This window comes from Devosia sp. SD17-2, assembly GCF_029201565.1.
Taxonomy (GTDB): Bacteria; Pseudomonadota; Alphaproteobacteria; order Rhizobiales; family Devosiaceae; genus Devosia.
On record NZ_CP104002.1, the window covers coordinates 975,811 to 997,067 of the forward strand.

A 21,257-nucleotide genomic window follows, 5' to 3' on the forward strand; every position below is an offset into this window, starting at 1 on the left:
CCACTGAGCGCCATTTTGAGATCGAGGGACGAAAAATGCTTGAGGCACAACTGACATTCGACCGGTCCGACTTGATCGGCGCCACTGACCGTCGCCTGTTCGGCGCGTTTGTCGAACATCTGGGGCGGTGCGTCTATGGGGGGCTCTACGAGCCCGGACATCCGACCGCGACCAAGGAAGGGTTTCGTGGCGACGTTCTGGAGCTGGTGCGCGAACTCGGCACCACCATTATCCGCTACCCGGGCGGCAATTTCGTTTCCGGCTACGACTGGGAAGACGGCGTCGGACCGGTGGAGGATCGTCCCAAGCGGCTGGAGTTGGCCTGGCTGTCGATCGAGCCCAATACATTTGGCACCAATGAATTCATCGACTGGTGCCGACAGGCCGAACTCGAGCCCATGCTGGCGGTGAACCTCGGTACGCGCGGACCCGACGATGCCCGCAAGCTATTGGAATATTGCAATTTTCCATCCGGTACCAAGTATTCGGACCTGCGACGGGAGCATGGCTGGGAGCAGCCCCATAACGTGAAATTCTGGTGCCTCGGAAATGAGATGGACGGCCCATGGCAGATGGGTTCGAAGACCGCGACAGAGTATGGCCGGATCGCCGTCGAGGCGGCCAAGATGATGCGGACAATCGATCCCACTATCGAGCTGGCCGCCGTCGGATCTTCTGGGCGCAACATGCCGACCTTTGGCGCCTGGGAGCGCGAGGTACTGCGGCACAGCTTTGACCAAGTCGAGTTCATCTCGCTCCACACCTATCTCAACGACTATGCCAAGGACACGCCGGCCTTCCTCGCCAGCTCCGACCTGATGGATGGGTTCATTGACGAAGTGGTCGGCATTGCCGACGAGATTGCCGCCGAGCGTGGCTCATCCAAGCGTATCGATCTCAGTTTCGATGAATGGAACGTCTGGTATCGCACGCGGCGCGGTGACGATCGCAAGCTTCCCGGCTGGCCGATCGCGCCGCCGATCCTGGAAGAACTCTATACGATGAAGGATGCGCTGGCCTTTGGTGGCGCCTGTATTTCGCTGCTGAACCACGCCGACCGGGTGAAGTCGGCGTGCCTGGCGCAGCTCGTCAATGCCATCGCTCCGATCCTCACCGAAACCGGCGGTCCGGCCTGGCGGCAGCCAATTTTCTGGCCCTTTGCCGATTTTGCCAATCTTGGGCGTGGGGAGGTGCTGCGCGCGCAGGTTCAGTCCCCCACTTATGCCACGACCTATTACGATCCTCGCGGAACGACGGACCTCGACTTTCCGATGCCGGAGGTGCCCTTCCTCAAGGCGTCTGTGGTTCACGGAGCGGATGACGGGATGACAACGCTGTTCCTCCTCAACCGCAGCCTCGATCAGGAGATGAGTGTGGCAGTGGAGGGGAGCGGTTTCTCCTCGCTTTCGCCCGAGAGTGCGACAGTGCTCCGCAATGACGACCTCGAAGCGACCAATACGCGTGACCATCAGGCCGTAGCGCCCACCGCATTCTCGGCAATGGAAGCCAGTGGTAACCACTGCCGCCTCGTCTTGCCGCCCGCTTCGTGGACGGTCGTTCGCATGAAGGGGACGTGATCGCCCCTGTCGGTATCTGATCGTCGTCGTGGCCGTATCGTTGCGGGCCGCCAAAAATAGTCCTGTTCCCCTGCTGTCCGGGGAGCGCTGTAATCCTCGTGGCACATGCAGGAGGCGGATGAGGGCGTAGCTCTACATCGTCGGACCGCAGCACATAAGCCGAAGGAGGGAAGGGCGACAGGCGCGCCTGCTGTACACTCGTGACCTCTCGGCGTGTGTTGCTGATGGCGTGAGGTGACGAGAGTGGGTGCTATGGTCAGCAGGTTCGAAAGTGCTGCATACAAGCTGCGTTGGGGGCTGCGTGTTGCTGGGCCCCTGGCGACGTTGCTGGGGGCGTTCAGGACAGCGGCGATATTGATTTCGCGTCGGCCTCAAGGGGAGGTACATCTTCGCTCGGGGCCGGTGCTCGAATTTGCCTTTCCCGAGCAATTTCCCCCGACGCTGACCATGTTCGGGGATTTGATCGACCCCGAATTTGCATTTCTAAAGCGGGTGGCTCGCCCGAACTGGCGTGTAATCGACGTCGGCGCCGCAATCGGTCAGTTCACCCTGTTTGCCACCATGTGCCTGCCCGCATCGCGTGTGGATGCGTTCGAGCCGAGCAGCGCCAATATCGCGACGTTGAAGCGCAACCTCGAACGAAACGGCGTCGTTGACAAGGTCACTGTTCATCAGGCCGCACTCTCTGACCGCAAGGAGACGGCGCATTTTGCCACGGCGTCCAAGAACTGGATGAGCCAGCTGGTGACTGCGGGCAGTCCCTCTGAAGGCACTGAAGAGGTCGCGGTCGACACGCTCGATACGGTTCTCGCTGATCTCGGGATCGGGCATGTCAATGTGCTCAAGATCAATGTCGCCGGGTTCGAGCCGGCCGTGATCAACGGAGCCATGGCAAAATTGCGGGCGCAGGAGGTCGATGTAATGGTGCTGTTGTTGGGTTTACCCTCGCTGCCGCACTACGCGGCCATAGCGCAGCTTGGCTACCGATTTTTCTATTATCATCCGTTCAAGCGGACGCTGCACGAGGTGGAGAGTTTCGATGCCGATGCGGTGCTCAACCACCGCCCATGGCCTGCGCGGCACATCATTGCGATCCGCGATGCTGCGCTTGAGCCCTTGATCTCGGGCCGCGTGAGCGTTGTATCGAAACTGAACAAAATGGATTGAGCGGGGCCGTCAGGCCCCGCTTTGAGAGTGTGTTTGGCCTAGAGAATGAAATCGCCGGCACTGAGCTGGACCAGACCGGTCAGCTGGATTTCGAAGTCATGCACGCCATCGCCGTTGGTGTCGGCCTGGATCAGGGTGCGGTTGTTGGCGTCGTCGGTGTGGAAGGCGAGTTCGCCAGCATTCTTGCCGAAGATCTGGTCGTCCTTGGCGAGGAAGGTGAACGCCTGATTGCCGCTCGACTTGGTATTGGCATCGATCTCTGAGAGGTCGATCTTGTCCTCGCCCTTGGTGAAGTCCGTGATGATGTCACGGGTGCTGGCAAAGCGTCCGGTCTCCGCAGCGGATTTGAACAGGAAGATGTCGTTGCCGGCACCGCCTGTCATCGTGTCCCGACCCGTGCCACCATAGAGCGTGTCATTGCCGGCGCCGCCGTTAAGCGTGTCGTTGCCGGCATTGCCATCGAGGAAGTTGGCGCCGGCATCACCGGTCAGGCGGTCAGCCGAACGGGTGCCCGAGATGGTCGTCTGAGTGGGTGCAGTCGGGGGCGTCGGCGGAGTGGTCGGGGTGGTGGGCGCCTCGACGTTATTGGACGAGGTCAGGCCGACGAAGTCGCTGGCCTTCAGAGACACGAGGCCCTTGAGTTCGATCTCGAAATCGTGCCTGCCGTCGCCATTGGTGTCGCCCTGAATAATCGTCCGATTATTGGCGGCGTCCGTGTGCCAGGCCAGTTCACCAGCCGTCTTGCTGAACACCTGGTTGTCCCTGGCGAGGAACGTGAAGTCCTGAACGCCGCTCAGGCTCGCATTGGCGTCAACTGAGGACAGATCAATCTTGTCCTGGCCGCTCACGAAGTCGGTTATGATGTCACGGGTGCTGGCATAGCGGCCCATTTCCGATACCGACTTGAACAGGAACACGTCGTTTCCGGCGCCACCAGTCATCGTGTCGCGACCGGCGCCGCCATAAAGCGTGTCGTTGCCGCCGACACCGTCGAGGATGTCGTTGCCGCCCTTGCCATCAAGGAAGTTGGCGCTGGAGTTGCCGACGAGACGATCGGCATTGTTCGTGCCGGTGAAACCCGTCTCATTGCCCGGCTGGGTCGGGGTGGTGGGGTTTGTGGGCTCGGTCACCGGCGGGGGCGTGGTGGTGCCGTTGTCGGTGTCGTTATCCTGGCCGGAACCGGTTTCATTGCCGTTGCCGTTCAGCGTCGCAGCGATCGCCGCTCCATCCTTGGAGTTGCCGGTGTAAACGGGGGACGAATTGTTGATATTCAGATCACCCCAGCGACCGCCACCAATGTGGTTGTTGGTAATCTCGATGCCGGACATGGAGCCGCCACTGAACTGGCCGTCGGAATAGACGGTGTAACCGCCGCCAACCAACAGATTGTCCGTTACGAGCACATTCTTGATCGGACCAAAGTAGTTATCGATCATCACCGCGGCCGTCTGGCCGTGGTTTAGAATAATGGAATTGCCGCGAATAATCGTATCGGTCTGGCCACCATCCATCTGGATGCCGTCATAATGCGGGGAGCCAGAGGCCTTGAAGCTATGGATGTAGTTTCCTTCGATCACCGTGCCGCGCGTGCCGGAGAGCGAAATGCCGTTTTCAACATTGTAGATTTCGTTGCGCAGGAAGGTGCCGCCGCCATAAATCCCGTGGCTGCCCGAGTTATTCGTGCCTACGCCATTGATTTCACAGTCCTTGACCACCACGCCGTCCGAGCCGGCCTTGATGTAAACAACGGCGAAGGATGCCGCTGTAATCTTGCAGTTCTGCAGGGTCACATTGTCGGCGTCGATATAGACAGTTCCGGTAATGTTGAGGCCCGAGATAACCGTGCCGGGCTTGGTTACGATGATGTCGCCCGAGGGAAGCAGTTTAACGCCATCTGGAACGCCAGTGTTTGTTGAATCCGGCCAGGAAGCCATCAGGTTCATCCTTTTATTGTTTCTGATGACTGAGTGATTAACCCTAAATGGGGCCCTCGAACGGCCCGTTCTCGGCTGATGTGACCCAGCTACGCCCTAGTTTCGCCACGACTTCTGGACTCAAAATTATGGGGTTGACGGCAACTGACTGGGAACTCCGAAAAATTGAGGAGCGATTCGTTGCGGAACAATATGATTAATGAGGCGCGGTACCTCAGAAATTTTTAAGAAATGCGGGAACTGTGACCAATCGGACACAGTTTTAGGCGGAATTTTGCCAGAATAGGCCAAAAGTATTATGCCGGCGCGTGTGGGATAGTCCTTCTGGTATAAGCTACTTACAACTCCGTTTTTTCTCGGCCGGCGCTGCGGTCAAGGTCTTGTTTTTACAGGCTTCTGCGTCAATTTGCCCACGGGTGATTTGGAGGGTTCAGCACAACTGTCAGCGCCGTTTTGGGGCTTCGAAACGCACATCTCTCAGCACGGTTGCGCCTTGTAAGGTGATAATTGTCAGTATGCGGGCAAGGCCCCATGTCTGGCCGGCGATAGCGGGGGGATTGCAGCTAAAAGTTGCGATGTGCGCTCCGCTGAAAGCCCAGCCGCGGGGGCGACGGAAACAAAGTTAGCGTCTTGGCCCAAGCCTTTTGGAACTGGGGGCGTCACATGGTCATGGAAACCTTTTTCGGATTTTTGCCATGACGCGAAACTCGGGCGTTTTGATCGCAGGAGTGCTGGTCATCTCGGGGGTGATCAGCTTTTCTGCCTTCCAGCCGGCGATGGCGGAGGAGAGGAAATTGAAGGGCGATGCGGATCTAGTCGAACTCCAGGTCGGTCGCACCGCTATCCAGTGCTATCTCGAGCCATGTCCCTGGAACGGCATTTCGCTTGCCCAACAGGTTACCCGTCCGCATTCGATGTTGTGGAGCGGAAACCGGCTGCCGCGCATGCGGGGTTCGGCTGAAGATCAGGCGTATCTCCGCGCCAATTATGCGGATAGGTGCACACTGGTCAGCGGCACTTATGCCGATGGTGTGCTGGAGGTGGCGGAAATCCTGGGCCCCTGCTGAGGCCTTCGAATATCTATTGGGGACGGGAGTTCTGGTCATGCGCAAAGTGGCAATAGCACTCGTGATCGGCGGCGCAATCGTGATGGTCCTGCTCAGCCAATTTGGCTTGAGCGAGGAAAATTTAGCGCGCGGAGAGCTTTACGAGGCGCTTGTGGCAAGCCCGGAGGACGCAAATGCCCTCACCGCGGTTTTTTCGCGCTTCGTGCCAACCCAAGCCGATCTGGAAGAGCAGGCGCCTGTGCTTGAGGCCAACGGGTTTCGCTGTGACATCGTGCCCGCCAGTGTGGCGGGAAGCCGGTATCTGACCTGCGTGCGCCCGATCGAGGGCAGCCGATTTTGCCGCGGATTGCAGTTCTATAGTTACCAGTCCGGAGCGGGCGATATCATCGAAGTGCTGGGATCGGCCTATAATTCCGAGCGAGACAGGGGCTTCCTGGGCAGTTGCGACGACAGTCGCCGGCGGTTTTACGCGACCGGCGAAGTCTCCTCCGAGGACTGATCTGACATGAACCGCAGGGTCAGTCGTATTCCGGCAGCACGAGGCCAGGGTTGGCGCTGCGGTGAAGGCCGGTGCCGTCCCAGGACAGGTGCTTGTTGGGGGCAATGGAGAGCGGCACCGTCTGGCCGTCAAAGGCGATCGTACCCCTTACCGTGCGGCTGGTGAGGCCGAGGACGCCAGAGAGCGCGCCGCTGCGATCGAGGATAACGCGGGTTCCCGCAGGGAAGCGGCAGAGAAGGTGACCGTCGCGATAGATTTCGCCGCCGTCGGCCGTATTGATCAGCTCAAATACTGCGCCGTCGATGGTGCGGGCGTAGCCGGTGTTCCAGGTTTCGTGCTTGTGCGTGACGGGCTTGGGCAGGAGGCTGGTGAACCACACGGTTCCGTCGGGGCGCGGCAGAATCCCTGAGAGACGCTCGATGAAGTCGAGCATGCAGAGAATGGACGGGGAGTATTTTTCGGTGAACCCGGCCGCTCCGGTAAAGGGATTGAGCGTCTGCGGGAAGCCGTCGGCCTCGAAAAGCGCGGCGAGCGTGGGTTGGGTGATCCAGCTCAGTTCGACGTGGTGGCCATGGTGCTCGAAAGCGTGCGCCGTGCGGATGAGGGTGAGGAAATTGGTCGGCCCGGCCCAGCTGTTCTGCGCGAAACTGGGGTCGAAGCGCGGATCATCGAGGGCTATCGAGGTCAGCGGAAACTTGGCGAAGAATTTGCGGGTATTGAGCAGGTAGCGGGCGAGTGCCTGCCGGAACAGGTCTCCGTCGCCGATCTCGCAGGCGAGGACGCGGAGCAGGACGTCTGACTGGAGCCGGACAGGCCGGCCATGTCGGTCTCGATCGTAGAAGAAGGCGTCCTCGGCATCGAAGCATTGGGCAAACAGCGCCTCGGTGCTCGCCTCTGCCTTGTCGGTCCAGCCGGCAGCGTCTTTGCCCAGGGCATCGGCGATGCGGGCGAGATAATGCCGCTGGCAGGCGATGTTCGCCGTCAGGTCGGGGGCGATGAAGGGCAGGATGGGATTGTCGGGATCGCAGCGCGTAGGGTCATTGCCGAAGGGGCTGTCCGGCACATGCCAGAAGCGCGAGGAGAGGTCGTGGCCGGTGTCGTAGGTCGAGAAGGCCTCGACGGCGCCGGTGCCCAATGTGTCGCGGTGTCGCGCGATCCAGGCGTCGTAGCGTGGCATGGCGTCGTATTGGGTGCGCAGCCAGGCCGTGTCGCGCCCGTTGAGGCAAAAATGGTTCCAGACGGAGCGGGCGAGGGGGCTCACCAGCTGGATCTGGCTGAAGCCGGGGCCGCCGGCCGTCATCTTATAGGGGAAGAGACCGTCGTCGCGCTGGTGTCTGGCGAAGGCGGCAAAGGTGGCGCCGCTGATAGAGGGGAGGAAACGGCTCAAGAGTTCGGCATTGATGGTGCCGGTGCTCTCGAGCCAGCAGCCGTGATAAATGCCGCCTTCGTGCAGGATCGGCGTGTCGTCGGCGGCGGGGGCGATACAGTCGAACAGTTCGCGCACAGCCTGGTAGTAGCGGGCCGTCAGTTTCGGCGCGTTGGACACGAAGCGCACGCCGGAACGCTGCCACTCGTCAAGGAGGGCGGCGTCGGCGGGCTTGCCGAGGGGGCCGATGGCTGCGGCGACGTCGGTGGCGCGCAGGGCGGCGAGAAGGTCCTCGGTCACTGGGCGGCCTCGATGCGAAGGCCATCGGCGTCGAAGAGGTGGGTGTCTTCGGCGCGGAAACTCACGCTGACTTTTTCCCCGCGCTGGTGGCGGACATTGCCGGGCGCCTGGGCGAGAAGGGTCTGCCCATCGGGCAGGGCGACATAGATAAACACCTCGCTGCCGAGATATTCGATGAGGGTGATGGTGCCTTCGACCGAGATGTCGCCAGGGGCGCCGATGGCCAGATGCTCGGGACGGACGCCGAGTGTGACAGGGCCGGCGCCGGCTGCGCGTGGTAAAGTCCCGAGGCCAGGAAGATCGATGGCGGTGCCGCTCGAATTGCCCTTGATGAGGTTCATCTTCGGCGAGCCGATGAAGCTGGCGACGAAGAGGTTCTTGGGGGCGTTATAGAGCTCGTAGGGGGTGCCGACCTGCTCGAGCCGACCCTTGTTGAGCACGGCGATGCGGGTGGCCATGGTCATGGCCTCGATCTGGTCGTGGGTGACGTAGATCATGGTGGTGCCGAGGCGATTGTAGAGCCCGGCGAGTTCGACGCGCATTTGCACGCGGAGTTCCGCGTCGAGGTTGGACAGCGGTTCGTCAAAGAGGAAAAGCTGGGGCTCGCGCACGATGGCGCGGCCGATGGCGACGCGCTGCTTCTGACCCCCCGAAAGCTGGCGGGGCTTCCGCTCAAGCAGCTCTTCGATCTGGAGGATCTTTGCGGCTTCGGCGACGCGGCGGGCGATCTCGTCCTTGGGCATGCGCAGATTACCGAGGCCGAAGGCCAGGTTCTTGCGCACCGACATGTGCGGGTAGAGCGCGTAGGACTGGAACACCATGGAGAGGTTGCGCTGGCTGGCCGGGAGGTCGTTGACCACGCGGTCGCCAATGGAAATCGTGCCGTCGGTGATCTCCTCGAGCCCGGCGATCATGCGCAGGAGCGTGGATTTTCCGCAGCCTGACGGGCCGACCAGCACCAGGAATTCGCCGGACTGCACTTCGAGATCGATGCCGTGGACGACTTCGAAGCCGGAATAGGCCTTGCGGACTTCTGAAAGGGTAACGGATGCCATGGGTTCGTCCTTACTTTAGTCCGCTCATGGCGATGCCGCGGATGATGAGGCGCTGGAAGATGATGAAAAAGAGGAAGATGGGCAGGATCGAGAGGATCGACATGGCGAACATGGGCCCGTACTGGCTGGCGCCATCCTGGCTGAGGAACATGCGCAGAGCGAGCGGCACGGTGTAGTCCTCGACCTTGTTGAGATAGACCAGCGGACCGAGAAAATCCTGCCAGGTCCAGATGAAGCTGAAGATGGCGGCGGTTGCCATGGCCGGCAGGCTCAAAGGCAGGATGATGGCCCAATAGATCTTGAACGGCGAACAGCCGTCGATCATGGCCGCCTCGTCGAGTTCGCGGGGCAGCTGGCGGAAAAACTGCACCATCAGGAAGATGAAGAAGGCGTCGCCGGCGAGGAACTGCGGCACGATCAGGGGCAGATAGGTGTTCACCCAGCCGAGCTGCAGGAACAGCAGGTACTGGGGGATGAGGACGACGTGATAGGGGATCATCAGCGTCATCATCATCAGGGCGAACCAGATGTTCTTGCCGGTAAATTCGAGCCGGGCAAAGGCATAGGCGGCAAAGGAACAGGACAGCACATTGCCGATGACCGAGAGCACGGTGACGACGGTGGAGTTCCAGAAAAAGCGCCCGAAATCCACCGAGAGCGCGTTCCAGCCTTGCCAGTAGTTGAGCCAGTCGGATTGGGTCGGCCAGAGTGAGAGCGAACCGAAGATCTGGTTGTCGGGCTTGAACGAGGCCGCCAGCATCCAGATCAGCGGATAGGTCATGATCAGCGAGGTGATGATGAGGAAGATGTGCTTGAGCAGGCCCGCGCGCCGGGCGCGTTTGGCCTTGAGTTCGCGATAGTCCCTGGCGGTCATGGGGGTGGTGGGCAAAGTGGCGTCGGTCATGGTTCAACCCCGCTCATTTTCGTAGTGGACCCAATATTTGGAGGTCCAGAAGGCGATTGCGGTGAAGGCCGCGATGATCACGAGGAGCACCCAGGCGAGCGCCGAGGCATAGCCCATGCGCAGATAGCTGAAGGCTTCTTCGTAAAGGTACACGGTAAAGAACAGCAGGCTATCGAGCGGGGCACCGCTGCCGCCGGAGATGATGAAGGCGCCGGAAAAGCTCTTGAAGGCCTCGATCATCTGCAGGACGAGATTGAAGAAGATGACGGGCGCGAGCAGGGGCACTGTAATGGCGAAGAATTTACGCACGGGGCCGGCGGCGTCGATCTCGGCGGCCTCGTAGAGCTCCTGGGGAATGGCGCGCAGACCCGCCAGAAAGGTCAGCATGGGCGAGCCGAACTGCCAGACGGCGAGGACGATCAGCGTCCAGAGCGAGTATTTGGGATCGGCCAGCCAATAGGGGCCGTCGCCACCGAAGAGGCGCAGTATGCCGTTGATAACGCCATCATAATTGAACAGCTGGCGCCAGAGGATGGCGACGGCGATGGAGCCGCCGAGGATCGAGGGCAGGTAAAAAAGCGCGCGATACCAACCGATGGCCCGGATCCCCTTGTCCAGCGCCATGGCGACGCCGAGGGCGAAGATCAGCTTGGCGGGCACGGAGATGACCACGAAGGTGAAAGTGACCTGCAGGGCCTTCTTAAAGCGGTCGTCGAACTCGAACATGTAGACAAAATTGTCGAGCCCTATCCACTGCGGCGGGCGCACGATGTTGTACTTGGTGAAGCTGAGGTAGAGCGAGGCCAGGATCGGGCCGATGGCCAAGAGGAAAAAACCGATCAGCCACGGCGAGAGAAACGCATAGCCGGCGAAATTGCGTCGGAAGAATTTTTCCATGGCGGTGGTCCTACTCGGTCATGGGGTGGCGGGCGACGGTCAAGGCCAGGTGCCGAACCGCCACCCCCTCCCAACCTCCCCCTTCGAGGGGGAGGTGCCGTTCGTGAATGTGGCGCCGTTGTCGCGACGCCCGGAGATCAGGCGCGGGCCAGGATGGCTTTGGCCTGTGCGAGGAAGTCTTTAGCGACTTCGGGGATCGACTTTTCGCCGAGGAGGACCGAGACCGCCACGCGTTCGAAGGTCTGTTCGACCTCGTTGGAGCCCGAGGGCGGCGGCGGCGCGAGCGCTGCGGTCTTGCCCTGAATGGCATCGAAGAAGGCGACCGACACGGCTTCTGCGGCCGAGAGCGTGGGCTCGAGGGCGGCGCGAACGTCCGAATTTGAGGGGATGCCGCGCTCAAGGCCCAGGACGCCGGTCATGTCGAGGTCGTTGATGAAGGCGCTCATATAGGCGGTGGCGGCTTCCGGATCGACACTGTCGCGGGTGAGGCAGACGAACTGGCTGGGCTGGATGATCGAGCCGGGGATCATTTCGGGAGTGTTCGGATACATGGCCGCGCCGAGCGGGTCCTCGACGAGACCCTGTGCGCCGACAAGCTGATTGCTCCAGACATAGGAGGTGGCGGCCTTGCCGGTGACGACGCCGAGCTGGCTGAGGTCGGACACGCCGGCCAGACCCGCCGATTCCGGACCTGCAGGGGTGGCGCCGGCCTCACGGGTTTTCTGCCAGGTTGACCAGTATTCCTCGACGATTTCCTGGGTCGCGCCGTAGGTGCCATCTTCGTTGAACATGGCGACGCCCTTCTGGGCGATGAAGTCGGAGAAGTTCTGGTAGTCGGCGGTGTTGTCCTCGGTGCCGGCGACGCCGGTGGCTTCCTTGATCTGCGCGCCGATGCGGGCGAGATCGTCATAGGTGTAGCCATAGGGATCGAAATCGGCGCCTTCGCCGATTGTGATGCCGGCCTCTTCGTAGAGGCGGGTGTTGTAGATCGCCATGTGCGAATTGGCGCCGATGGAGAGGGCGTAGAACTTGCCGTCCACGGTGCCGGCATCGATGGCGCTCTGGTCGATCCGCGAGATATCGAGGCTCTTGCCGACATAGTCATCGAGCGGGACGACGGCGCCATTGGCGATATATTCGAACAGCACGCCATAGCCCTGCTGGATCACGTCGGGCATGTTGCCGCCGGCGATCTGGGTGGTGAGCTTGGTGAAATAGTCAGCAAAGCCAAGCGTTTCACCGCTGACCGTGATGTTGGGGTTCTTCTGGTTGAAGATGTCGATGACGGCGAAAGTGCGCCGGTCGCGCTCCGGGTTGCCCCACCAGAAATGGCGGATCTGCGTACCCTGGGCGAAGGCCGGGCGGCCCAGGGCCGACAGGGCAACGACGGAGCCGGCGGCCCCCAAAAACAGGCGTCTATTGAGTTTGCTCATCTGTTCCTCCCTTGAGCAGTCTACGTTCCCCGGCATCACTCCCTGATGAGGCGGGGCCTATTCCTCGGCCGACTTACGTACCTCTAGGTGGCGCGGGTCAGTCCTGCGTGCGGTTCGCCGTCAGCCATTGGCGGCTGCCGGCAATTTGTGCGGCATGATGATCCGGCGGCGCTCGGGCGTCAGCCGGGCCAGGAGTTCCGGGCTCGGCACATAGGCGTGCCGGAAATAGCCCCAGCTCGGGCCGTAGCGGTAGACGGTCATGCGGCGCTGGCCGGGATTGGTGCGGCGGGCGGCGCCATGCATGATGGCGTCGACGAACATCAGGGCGTCGCCGGCCTTGAGATGGACCTCTACCGCGCCGGCCACGCCATCGACCGAGGATGGCTCGTCGCGCTTGTCGAGGGCGACGGTTTGGGGATGGCGCAGATTGGACTTGTGGCTGCCCGGAATGACCATGGTGGCGCCATCGCCAGGACCGATATCATTGAGCGCAATCAGTACGTTAACTTGGCCGCAGTGGAATTTTCCGGCATGGAAGCGGTATTGGGTGCGGATGGTGCCGACATGGCCGCCGGAGTGGAGACGCAGCGCTTGGCCGGGGCCGCGCACCGAGGCGAAACATTCGTCGATGAAGGCCGGGCCGTGGTGGCCGTCGAAATTTTCGGGGTCGTCCGAGCCGATGAAGTGGACTGCCTTGCGGAACCAGGACGGGTGGTCGATGAGGCTCTCCCAGGTCGGCCCGCCTTCATAGACCTGCTGGAGGACGAGGCCCTCCTGCCGGCTGGTGTCATTGTAGAGCTTGACCTTGCCATGCCAGCCGTCGCCGACGAAGCCGTCGACCTCGTCGAGCAGCTCATTGCAAGCGGCGACCTCCGCGCACGACAAGGCGTTGCGCAGCACGAGAAAGCCATTAAGATCAAACATATAGCGTTCGAGATCGGTGCAGGGTGCACCCTCGGCGAGGCCGTTCTCCATCCCAAATCCCGCGCCCCTTTTCGGGGTCATCAGGCGGCGCTGCTGGGGAGAATTTCTCGTCCCGCCAACCGCGACCGCACGGTTGTGTTCATTTTGCGGGCAACTCAGAAGGTCGATACGAGCAGCTGTCCGGGGTTTAGTCGGTCAGACAGCAGACATACCGCGTAGCTCACGCTTAACCACATACCCTGGCTGGGCTTTGCCCATGACGTGTCTCCGGCCGTTCCTGAGAGGTTGACCCCACTCAGACCCCGGGAAGATTGCAACGTCTTCCATACAAGTCAAGAGGGTGTTTTAGGGCTACATTGAGAGCTCGGATTCCGGCGCTTGAGCAAGGGCAATATGCTCGTATTGGTGGTGGTTTTGCTAACAGACTGTGAGCGTTGAGCGCGATTTCCGAGGGATTTGGTGCCAATCAGCTGACGAGAGCATGCAGACACTGACATTGGGGTTTGTCGTTGGCGCTAAGGTGCAGGATCGTGGCGAATCTGAAATGAGTTTACGAAATGGCATTGCGCGCTGCCGCCTCTCGCTTGAGGCGCAGAGCAAGGCTGCAAGAATTTCTCAAGGAGGATAACAGTAATGACCCGCAAACTCCGCGTCGGCGTAATTGGTGCCGGCATCGCGCAGGCGCATCTCGAGGGCTATGCCGACAATAGTGACCTGTTCGAGGTCCCGGTGTTGACCTCGCTGGACGAAGCGCGGGGCCGAGAGGCCGTCGCCAAACACGGGGTGGGGGAGTTTACGAGTGATCTCGACTCGCTGTTTGCTCGCGGCGATATCGATGTGATCGATATCTGCACCCCGCCGGTGCCGCATTTCGAGCTGTGCAAGCGGGCCATCGAGGCGGGCAAGCATGTGATCTGCGAAAAGCCGCTGTTCGGTTCGATCGCCGAAGTGGATGCGATGGCCGAGATCCTCGCCAAATCCGACCGCAAGTTCATGCCCATTTTCCAGTACCGCTATGGCAGCGGGCTGCAGAAGATGAAAATGCTGGTCGACAAGGGGCTGACCGGTAAGCCCTATCTCTCGACCATCGAGACCCATTGGTGGCGCGGGCCAGAATATTATGACGTCGAATGGCGCGGCAAGTGGAAGAGTGAACTGGGCGGGAGCTTCCTCGGCCACGCCATCCATATCCATGACATGCTCTGCTACATCCAGGGGCCTGTGGCCGCCGTGTCGGCACATGGCGCGACGCTGATGCATAAGATCGAGGTCGAGGACACGATGGTGGCCTCGTTGACGATGCAGAACGGATCTGTGGCGGCCCTGTCGGTGACGCTTGGCTCGCATAAGGAACTGTCGCGGCTGCGCTTCTGCTTCTCGGACATGACCGCCGAGAGCGTGCATGCGCCCTACACCTTTGGCGAAGATCCCTGGACTTTTACTTCGCGTGATCCGGCCCATCAGGCCAAGATCGATGCCGCGCTGGCCGAATATGTCGACAAGGACGTCAGCTATCCGCGCCAGTTCCAGCTGTTCCATGAAGCCGTGATGACGGACGGGGAAGTGCCGGTGACGCTCGAGCAGGCGCGCATGACCATTGAGCTGGTAACAGCGGCCTATCATTCCCAGCGCACGGGCCAGGTTTCAAAGCTGCCGGTGACCCCGGACCATCCTTATTACCATTCCTGGCTGCCCTGAGGCTCTGCCGGAAGCCAGGAGAGGCCATGGGGGCCATATACCGCATCTGATCGGGGGCAGCGACTGTATCAGGTCGTTGCCCGCCGGATCGCCATTCGATCGTCGCGGCGCTGCGCCTGCGCAATCCGGATGCGGCCTATAAGGCGATGTCGCGCCATATCCGCAATGTGATCAATGAGCTTCTCGAAGCGGACGAGCGTGGACGGTTTTCCGAGGGCAGCTGAGCGCAACGCGGGCGGGTACAAGAGCTGGTGCTTCACCCAGGCCGTCAGTCGTCGGGCATTACGCCGAATCGCACTGCAGCAGCTTTATCGACGCGGGACAGTTGAGGTGTCCCGCGTCGTTTTTTTTGGAGATAGGGGCTCATTATTCTGGGTCGCCAATTGCTATCCGTAAAGTACTCATTGCGATTTTTTGTTGTCTGTTCGCGAGATGGCTCGATTTTTTGTCGTTTCGACTTTTCGCGATAGCAAACGCTTTATCCGGATAACATACTTGAGTTGAGTTATTCCTCCTCCCATAGTCCCAGACAGGCGCCATGCGGCTGTCTGAGGGGGCGGGGTCCATGGCGGACAAGGAGAGGAATAGTTTCATGACACGATTGACCCGGCGTACTTTCATCGCTTCCGTGCCCCCGCTTCTGGCGGCGACGCAGATCCCGGCCTGGGCGGCGCCAGCGTCCAATCTCGAACTGATTGCGGCGCAGAAGGGTGAGCCGGCCATCGTCAAACTCTATCGTCAGCTCGAGCGACTGACCTCGACGATGACGCTGATGACGACGGGTGCGCACCCCGATGACGAGCCCAGCGGCATGCTGGCCGCCTTGCGCCATGTCTATGGCATCCATCCGGTGCTCTATTGCATCACGCGCGGCGAGGGCGGGCAGAACGCCATCGGCCCGGAGCGCGGTTCGGTGCTGGGTGTGCTGCGCACGCGTGAGATGACAGAGGCTTCGCGCGCGCTCGACGCCTCGTTGGCCTTTGGCAGCCAGGGGCACCACGACCACATGCATGACTTCGGCTTTTCCAAGGATCCCAATGCGACGATCGATCGCTGGGGCCGGGATCGCGTTGTCGAGCGCATGACCTGGGCGGTGCGCCAGTACAAGCCCGACGCCATCATGAATTGCTTCCTCGATGTGGGTGGTCAGCACGGCCACCACCGGGCTGCCAATGTGGCGACCTTCATCGTGGCCGATCTTTCCGGCGACGAGACGCAATTCCCCGAGCAGATCGCGGCCGGGCTCAAGCCCTGGACCGTGCCCAAGATCTACCAGCCGGCATGGGGTGGCGGTGGCGGCGTTTATGACGACGAAACCCCGCCGCCGCCGACCACGCTGGTGGTGAAGGCGCCCGAGCGCGACCCGATTTCCGGAGCAACGTTCCCGCAGATGGGCGAATGGTCCCGTTCCTGCCATCTGACGCAGGGCATGGGCAATTGGCGCCCCGATCCGCAGACTGAATGGCCGATCAACCTCAGCTGGGCCAGCATTGGCGAGGCGGGTGCAGCGGAGAATGATATTCGCGAAGGCATTCTGGCGACGCTTGGCCAGATCGCCGAGGTTGATGGCATGCCCGCCGGCGCAGCGGATGCCTTGCGCAATGCGCAGGGACTGATCGACGACGCGCTCGATGATTACGGCGATCCGGTGGGTGTGACCGAAAAGCTGGTCGAGATCGCCAAGGCACTGGCCGAGGCCCGCAAGACGCTGCCCGTGGAGCTCGAGGACAATATCGCCCATCGCCTCGATCGCAAGATCAAGGAAACCGATCTCGCGCTCGCAACCGCTGCGGGCATGCATATCCGCGCCTATAGCGATGGCGGGGATCTGCACCCCGGCGACGAGATCGTGGTCAAGACCATTGTCGATGCGCCCGATGCGGTGAGCATTTCCAAGGTGGAAGTGATTGCGCGCGAGGGGATCAGCGGCGCCGAAGCCACGGCCGATGGCGTTACCGTCACCGTGGCTGATGATGCGGCGCTGACCAATCCGCTCAACGAGCAGTTCGATCCGCTCGGCGGCAACGGTGATGCCTTTGTGCGGCTGACGGCGGAGATCGATGGCCATGAGGCAGTGATCGACGTCGATCTCGAGGATGCGCTGCGGGTGTTGCCCCAGGCTTCGCTGGAGCTGACGCCAGACGCGGTGGTGTTCAACACGCAGGCGGAAATCGCGCCGGTGGAGATGACTGCCGTGGTTGCAGGCGGCACGATCGCCGACCTCGACTTCGACCTGCCCGCGGGCTGGACGATGAGCGCCAATGGCGACACCGGGATCGAGGCGGGCACGTTTGACCTGACCCCGCCGACCGATCTGGGCACGACGCGGATCACCATTGCGCCAAAGCTCCTGGGCTCGCAGGCCTATGCGATCAATGTCTTCACCTATCCCCATATCGGGCGATCGGTGGTGCCGACCGAAGTGGCCGTGCCGGTTCAGTCGGTCGAGGCGATCATTCCGGAAGGCAAGATCGGCTATATTGGCGGTGGCAACGACAATGTCGCGGTCTGGCTCAAGCGGCTCGGGGTGGACCTCAAGGAGCTGACCCCGGCCGATATGGAAGCGGGCGCCTATCGCGATCTCGATACGCTGGTGGTCGGCATCTTCTCGTTCGGGCGCCGTCAGGATCTCGTTGCGGCGCTGCGGGGCGTGCATGAGTGGGTGAACAAGGGCGGGCATCTGGTGACGCTCTACCACCGCCCGTCGGACGGCTGGGACAGCGAGACGGTGCCGCTGGCCTATCTCAAGATCGGCACGCCCTCGATCCGCTATCGCGTGACCGACGCCGAAGCCAAGGTGGAGGCGCTGGTGCCGGACCATCCGCTGCTGACCTATCCCAACACCATTGGTGAAGAGGATTGGGCCGGCTGGGACAAGGAACGCGGGCTCTATTTCGCTTCGGAATGGGGCGAGGCCTATGTGCCGCTGCTGGCAATGAGCGATCCCGGCGAAGAGCCGCTGACCGGCTCGCTGCTGTCGGCGGAAATTGGTGAGGGTCGCCACACCCACACCAGCCTTGTGCTGCATCACCAGCTCGACAAGCTGACCCCGGGCGCTTTCCGCATCATGGCCAATCTGATCCAGCCGGCCAAACGTAAGGACTGAGGTCAGTCACCCATACCGGTTCGCGCCCTCCTCCCTGGCGCGGACCACCAAGGCCGCGACCTCCAGCGGCAAAAAGCCCCCGGTCGTATCGGCCGGGGGTTTTTCTATTCGGGCTTTGTCTGGCTGCGCCGGTCGAGCCGGGTAGTGATGACGAGCGCGGCGATGATGATGGCGATGCCGGCAAAAGTGGTGGGGGCCGGGACTTCGCCGAAAGCGAGGAAGCCGGCGAGGCTGGCCAGCACGATTGAAAGATAGTGGAAGGGTGCGAGGCGATTGGCCGGGCTCGACTGGTAGGCGCGCAGATAACAATATTGGCCGATCTGGGCGAGAACGCCGATGGCCAGCAGCAGCGGCCAATCGGAATTTGCAACCGGCTGCCAGGCCCAGAGGGCAGGAAGGGCGGTAAAGACGGTGAGCCCGACCGTGTAGAAGACCATGAGGACTGTGGTGTTTTCGCCGGCGAGGGCGCGGGTCTGGACGGTGGCAAGCGAGCCGAAGACCACCATGGCAAGGGCGGCGAGGAGCCCGAGATTCCACGAGATTTCGCTGGGGCCGACCATGACCAGCACGCCGCCAAAGCCGATAAGGGCGCCGATCCAGCGCCAGGGGCCGGAGCGTTCGCCCAGCATGAAGGTGGCCAGCGCGAGGACAACCAGCGGGCGCATGAAGCCGATGGCATTGACGAGGGCCAGCGGCAGGGCGGTCAGGGCGGCGAAATTGGCATTGAGGGCAAGCGTGTTACAGAGGACGCGAAAGCTGTGACGGCCCCATTGGCGCGTCTGCCGCAGGGCGTGGCGATGGCGCCAGGCGAGGGGCAGGACGCTGACGAGGCCGATCAGCGAGCGGATGAAGACCATCTGCACCGCCGGATAGCTGGCCCCGCCGAGCTTGACCAGCACCGTCATGATGGTGACGAGCACCATGTCGCTGAGGAGCCAGGCAACAGCGATGCGGGGCGGGCCGGACACTTGCGATCAGGCCGCCTGGAGAAGATTGGCCATGAGGCGAAAGGCGCCGGGCACGAGCTTGTCCATCTGGTGGTGGAGGACGAGGCTGGTGTGGGTGTGGCGGCCCTCGCCGTTTTTCGCCGAGAGCAGGGACCCGGTGAGGGGGCTCTCTCCGGCGTCACTCATGGACAAAAGCGGGGTGTAGGCGCTGTCCCAGCTGGAGGTGAAATAGAGGCCGCGCTCCTTGTCCCAGCCGTCGAAATCGGCGGTGGTGATGCGATTGGGGCCGGTGAAGAGCGGGTGGGTGGCGTCAAGCAGGGTGACGGGGGCGGCCGGATTGGTGACGCGCCAGCGGAGCGATGGGCTGCCGATGGTGAGGGGCAGGGGCGGCGTCACGTCCGGGCGCCAGTTGTCGCCGGGGCGGTGGTAAAGCGTGACGAGGTGGCCGCCGGCGCGGACGAAATCGTGGATCTTTGCGATGGCCGCGGCGAGATCGGGACGGGTGCCGAAGGCGAAGAGGCCGACGACTATTGTATCGTATCGGGTGAGATAGCCCGAGAGGGCATCGGCGTCGAGCGGGGTGACGTCAGCGCCGAGACGCTCGAGCCAGAGGCCGACATTATCGGCACCGCCGCCGATATAGCCGATGCGAGTCTGTGGCAGGAAAAGATCGAGGGCGAGGATGTCGAGGGTTTGCGGGCGCACGAAACGGGTCTGGCCGATATGGGGATAGGCGATTGGCGTGACCGCGTAGGCGGGCTGGCCATTGACGCTGATGGGGAGGCTGTGGCGGCCGGGCGCGAGATCTGCTGACGGGGTGAGCGTGAGGCCGGCGTCGGTTGTGCCGATGGCGAGGCCGGGCAGAGCGGGGAGGGCCAGCGACCGGGGAGACGCGCCCTTGATGGCGATGGTCTGCGGGGCGGTGGTGCCGGTGGGGATGATGAGGGCATCCGGGGAGATCGAAACGGCGTGGGCCGGGTCGATGACGAGGGGCTCTTCGGTGTCGAGGGCGAAGCTAATGGTTTCGCCGGCTACGATGGCGGTCACCTCGAGAGAGAGCAGGCCATTGCCGCCGAGGCTGTGCCAGTCGGGGTGGAAGGGATTGCCGATTGGGGCCTCCGGGCTGGCAGAGATGGTGAGCTCGGTGCGGCCGGTGTCGAGGGAGGCTGCGGCGGGGGCGGTTATGGCGGGGTGGGCGCGCGGGGTGATGGTGAGGGCGCTGGCGCGGCCGGGATCGGCTTCGATGATGAGGTCGATGGAGGCGCCGAGGATGAGGCTCGCGGCGGAAAGCGCGGCTGAGATATCGATGCCGGCGGCGAGGGCCAGGGCGGCGTCGATCTCGCGCAGTTTTCGCGTGAGGCGGTGGGCGTGTTCGGGGGCGATGCCGGGAGTGGCAGCGAGGATGGCGCGGCGGGCGGTGAGGAGAGCCGTAGTCAGCTTGTCCGCATCGGGGAAGGCGGCGACGGCGGCTTCGATGGCCGCGTCGGCCTCGGCCAGGTCGGGAGTGTCGCCGATATCGGTGAGGCGGGTGGGGAGTTGGTCGAAGATGCTGGTTTCGGCGGTGCCGCCGACAAAATGGAGCTGCCAGCTGGTGTGGGGCGGGTGGCGCCAGAAGCCCATGTTCTGGCTGGCGTGATAGGCGCGGGACACTTCGCCGAGGCGGTCAAAGCTCATGCCGGTGGCGGCGTCGGGGCCGTTGGCGGTGATAGTGGTGGTGGCCGGGGGCGGGGGAAGCTCGTCATCATAGGTGTCGCCGCCGCCGGACCAGGCAGGGAGGTAATATTTGGCGACGCGCCAGGGGGTGAGGCCTTCGGTGACATAGGCGGGGTCGGCGGCGAGCGCGAGGGCGCGTTCGGCCGCTTCAGTCATGGCGCGGTGGTGGCCATGCTGGCCGGGCACGTCGAGGAAGGTGGGGATGACGATGTCGGGGCGGAACTGGCGATAGGCGCGGACGAGGCGATCAATGGTGCGGTCCTCGCCCCAGCGGCCGAGGGTGTCGGGGCCGGATTTGGAGAAGCCGAAATCGTGGACGGGATCGTCGGGTCCGTGGCCGAGCCAGGCGATGTCGGCGTCGATGACACGGGCGGCCTTTTCCATCTCGCGGCTGCGCAGGACGCCGAGTGGCCCGAGGCGTTCCGGGCCGAGCGTGTTCTGGCCGCCTTCGCCGCGGGTGGAGCAGGCCACAATGATGCGGGCACCATGCTGGTGGCGGAGGGTCGCGAGCATGTCATTGTGCTCGTCATCGGGATGCGCGCCGGTGTTCATGACGGTGACGGTGGAACGCAGGCGCCCCAATGCGCGGTGTAGTGCCACGGAGCGGGGCTGGGTGGCGCGGCGGCGCAGGCGATCACGATCTGGCAGCATGGAAAGCTCCATTCGGCAA

At 62.5% G+C, this 21,257-nt stretch carries 15 protein-coding genes; 6 read left to right on the plus strand and 9 right to left on the minus strand.

Annotation, left to right across the window (positions count from 1 at the left end; translation table 11 throughout):
• The first annotated feature begins 35 nt into the window (after window positions 1-35).
• Complete coding sequence (locus NYQ88_RS04920) at window positions 36-1,577, plus strand: alpha-N-arabinofuranosidase (RefSeq protein WP_275653839.1); 1,542 nt, start codon at window positions 36-38, stop codon at window positions 1,575-1,577.
• Window positions 1,578-1,829: 252 nt separating this feature from the next.
• On the plus strand, window positions 1,830-2,744 hold the full coding sequence (locus NYQ88_RS04925; RefSeq protein WP_275653840.1) for an FkbM family methyltransferase: 915 nt from the start codon (window positions 1,830-1,832) through the stop codon (window positions 2,742-2,744).
• A gap of 38 nt (window positions 2,745-2,782) precedes the next feature.
• Here the strand turns inward: NYQ88_RS04925 and NYQ88_RS04930 are convergent, their stop codons facing one another.
• On the minus strand, window positions 2,783-4,678 hold the full coding sequence (locus tag NYQ88_RS04930; protein ID WP_275653841.1) for a M10 family metallopeptidase C-terminal domain-containing protein: 1,896 nt from the start codon (window positions 4,676-4,678) through the stop codon (window positions 2,783-2,785).
• A 695-nt stretch (window positions 4,679-5,373) separates the two neighbouring features.
• On the opposite strand from NYQ88_RS04930, the gene NYQ88_RS04935 reads away from it, so the two are divergent.
• Together NYQ88_RS04935 and NYQ88_RS04940 are read left to right on the plus strand one after the other, a co-directional pair.
• Window positions 5,374-5,745 (plus strand): hypothetical protein, encoded by a 372-nt coding sequence (locus NYQ88_RS04935; protein WP_275653842.1) that lies wholly within the window; start codon window positions 5,374-5,376, stop codon window positions 5,743-5,745.
• Window positions 5,746-5,782: 37 nt separating this feature from the next.
• Window positions 5,783-6,244, plus strand: a complete 462-nt coding sequence (locus NYQ88_RS04940; protein WP_275653843.1) for a hypothetical protein — start codon at window positions 5,783-5,785, stop codon at window positions 6,242-6,244.
• A 19-nt stretch (window positions 6,245-6,263) separates the two neighbouring features.
• Here NYQ88_RS04940 and NYQ88_RS04945 read toward each other — a convergent pair whose 3' ends face one another.
• The 6 genes from NYQ88_RS04945 to NYQ88_RS04970 all read right to left on the minus strand — a co-directional run bounded on the left by NYQ88_RS04945 (window position 6,264) and on the right by NYQ88_RS04970 (window position 13,204).
• Window positions 6,264-7,910, minus strand: coding sequence for a hypothetical protein (locus NYQ88_RS04945; protein WP_275653844.1), 1,647 nt, complete (start codon window positions 7,908-7,910; stop codon window positions 6,264-6,266).
• Entirely contained in the window at window positions 7,907-8,965 is a 1,059-nt protein-coding gene (gene ugpC / locus NYQ88_RS04950; protein WP_275653845.1) for a sn-glycerol-3-phosphate ABC transporter ATP-binding protein UgpC, read from the minus strand. The genes NYQ88_RS04945 and ugpC overlap by 4 nt, the downstream gene beginning before the upstream one ends.
• A 10-nt stretch (window positions 8,966-8,975) precedes the next feature.
• Window positions 8,976-9,746: a carbohydrate ABC transporter permease gene (locus NYQ88_RS04955; RefSeq protein ID WP_275654848.1), complete on the minus strand. Its 771-nt coding sequence runs from the start codon at window positions 9,744-9,746 to the stop codon at window positions 8,976-8,978.
• A 126-nt stretch (window positions 9,747-9,872) separates the two neighbouring features.
• Window positions 9,873-10,766, minus strand: a complete 894-nt coding sequence (locus NYQ88_RS04960) for a sugar ABC transporter permease (protein WP_275653846.1) — start codon at window positions 10,764-10,766, stop codon at window positions 9,873-9,875.
• A 137-nt stretch (window positions 10,767-10,903) separates the two neighbouring features.
• On the minus strand, window positions 10,904-12,199 hold the full coding sequence (locus NYQ88_RS04965; protein WP_275653847.1) for an ABC transporter substrate-binding protein: 1,296 nt from the start codon (window positions 12,197-12,199) through the stop codon (window positions 10,904-10,906).
• Between the two features lie 120 nt (window positions 12,200-12,319).
• The gene (locus NYQ88_RS04970) at window positions 12,320-13,204 is read right to left on the minus strand and encodes a phytanoyl-CoA dioxygenase family protein (protein ID WP_275653848.1); all 885 of its coding nucleotides are present in this window, start codon (window positions 13,202-13,204) and stop codon (window positions 12,320-12,322) included.
• A gap of 552 nt (window positions 13,205-13,756) precedes the next feature.
• Here NYQ88_RS04970 and NYQ88_RS04975 point away from each other — a divergent pair.
• Window positions 13,757-14,821: a Gfo/Idh/MocA family oxidoreductase gene (locus NYQ88_RS04975; RefSeq protein WP_275653849.1), complete on the plus strand. Its 1,065-nt coding sequence runs from the start codon at window positions 13,757-13,759 to the stop codon at window positions 14,819-14,821.
• Window positions 14,822-15,413: 592 nt separating this feature from the next.
• On the plus strand, window positions 15,414-17,927 hold the full coding sequence (locus tag NYQ88_RS04980; RefSeq protein WP_275653850.1) for a PIG-L family deacetylase: 2,514 nt from the start codon (window positions 15,414-15,416) through the stop codon (window positions 17,925-17,927).
• 104 nt (window positions 17,928-18,031) lie between these two features.
• Here NYQ88_RS04980 and NYQ88_RS04985 read toward each other — a convergent pair whose 3' ends face one another.
• On the minus strand, window positions 18,032-18,895 hold the full coding sequence (locus NYQ88_RS04985; protein ID WP_275653851.1) for a DMT family transporter: 864 nt from the start codon (window positions 18,893-18,895) through the stop codon (window positions 18,032-18,034).
• A gap of 6 nt (window positions 18,896-18,901) precedes the next feature.
• Window positions 18,902-21,238: a PIG-L family deacetylase gene (locus tag NYQ88_RS04990; protein ID WP_275653852.1), complete on the minus strand. Its 2,337-nt coding sequence runs from the start codon at window positions 21,236-21,238 to the stop codon at window positions 18,902-18,904.
• Between the last annotated feature and the right edge of the window lie 19 nt (window positions 21,239-21,257).

Bases quoted from the DNA above. Each gene is read 5' to 3' on its own strand.
- NYQ88_RS04920 (WP_275653839.1), top strand. From the start codon at position 36: ATGCTTGAGGCACAACTGACATTCGACCGGTCCGACTTGATCGGCGCC.
- NYQ88_RS04925 (WP_275653840.1), top strand. From the start codon at position 1,830: ATGGTCAGCAGGTTCGAAAGTGCTGCATACAAGCTGCGTTGGGGGCTG.
- NYQ88_RS04930 (WP_275653841.1), bottom strand. From the start codon at position 4,678: ATGGCTTCCTGGCCGGATTCAACAAACACTGGCGTTCCAGATGGCGTT.
- NYQ88_RS04935 (WP_275653842.1), top strand. From the start codon at position 5,374: ATGACGCGAAACTCGGGCGTTTTGATCGCAGGAGTGCTGGTCATCTCG.
- NYQ88_RS04940 (WP_275653843.1), top strand. From the start codon at position 5,783: ATGCGCAAAGTGGCAATAGCACTCGTGATCGGCGGCGCAATCGTGATG.
- ugpC (WP_275653845.1), bottom strand. From the start codon at position 8,965: ATGGCATCCGTTACCCTTTCAGAAGTCCGCAAGGCCTATTCCGGCTTC.
- NYQ88_RS04955 (WP_275654848.1), bottom strand. From the start codon at position 9,746: ATGACCTATCCGCTGATCTGGATGCTGGCGGCCTCGTTCAAGCCCGAC.
- NYQ88_RS04960 (WP_275653846.1), bottom strand. From the start codon at position 10,766: ATGGAAAAATTCTTCCGACGCAATTTCGCCGGCTATGCGTTTCTCTCG.
- NYQ88_RS04965 (WP_275653847.1), bottom strand. From the start codon at position 12,199: ATGAGCAAACTCAATAGACGCCTGTTTTTGGGGGCCGCCGGCTCCGTC.
- NYQ88_RS04970 (WP_275653848.1), bottom strand. From the start codon at position 13,204: ATGACCCCGAAAAGGGGCGCGGGATTTGGGATGGAGAACGGCCTCGCC.
- NYQ88_RS04975 (WP_275653849.1), top strand. From the start codon at position 13,757: ATGACCCGCAAACTCCGCGTCGGCGTAATTGGTGCCGGCATCGCGCAG.
- NYQ88_RS04980 (WP_275653850.1), top strand. From the start codon at position 15,414: ATGACACGATTGACCCGGCGTACTTTCATCGCTTCCGTGCCCCCGCTT.
- NYQ88_RS04990 (WP_275653852.1), bottom strand. From the start codon at position 21,238: ATGCTGCCAGATCGTGATCGCCTGCGCCGCCGCGCCACCCAGCCCCGC.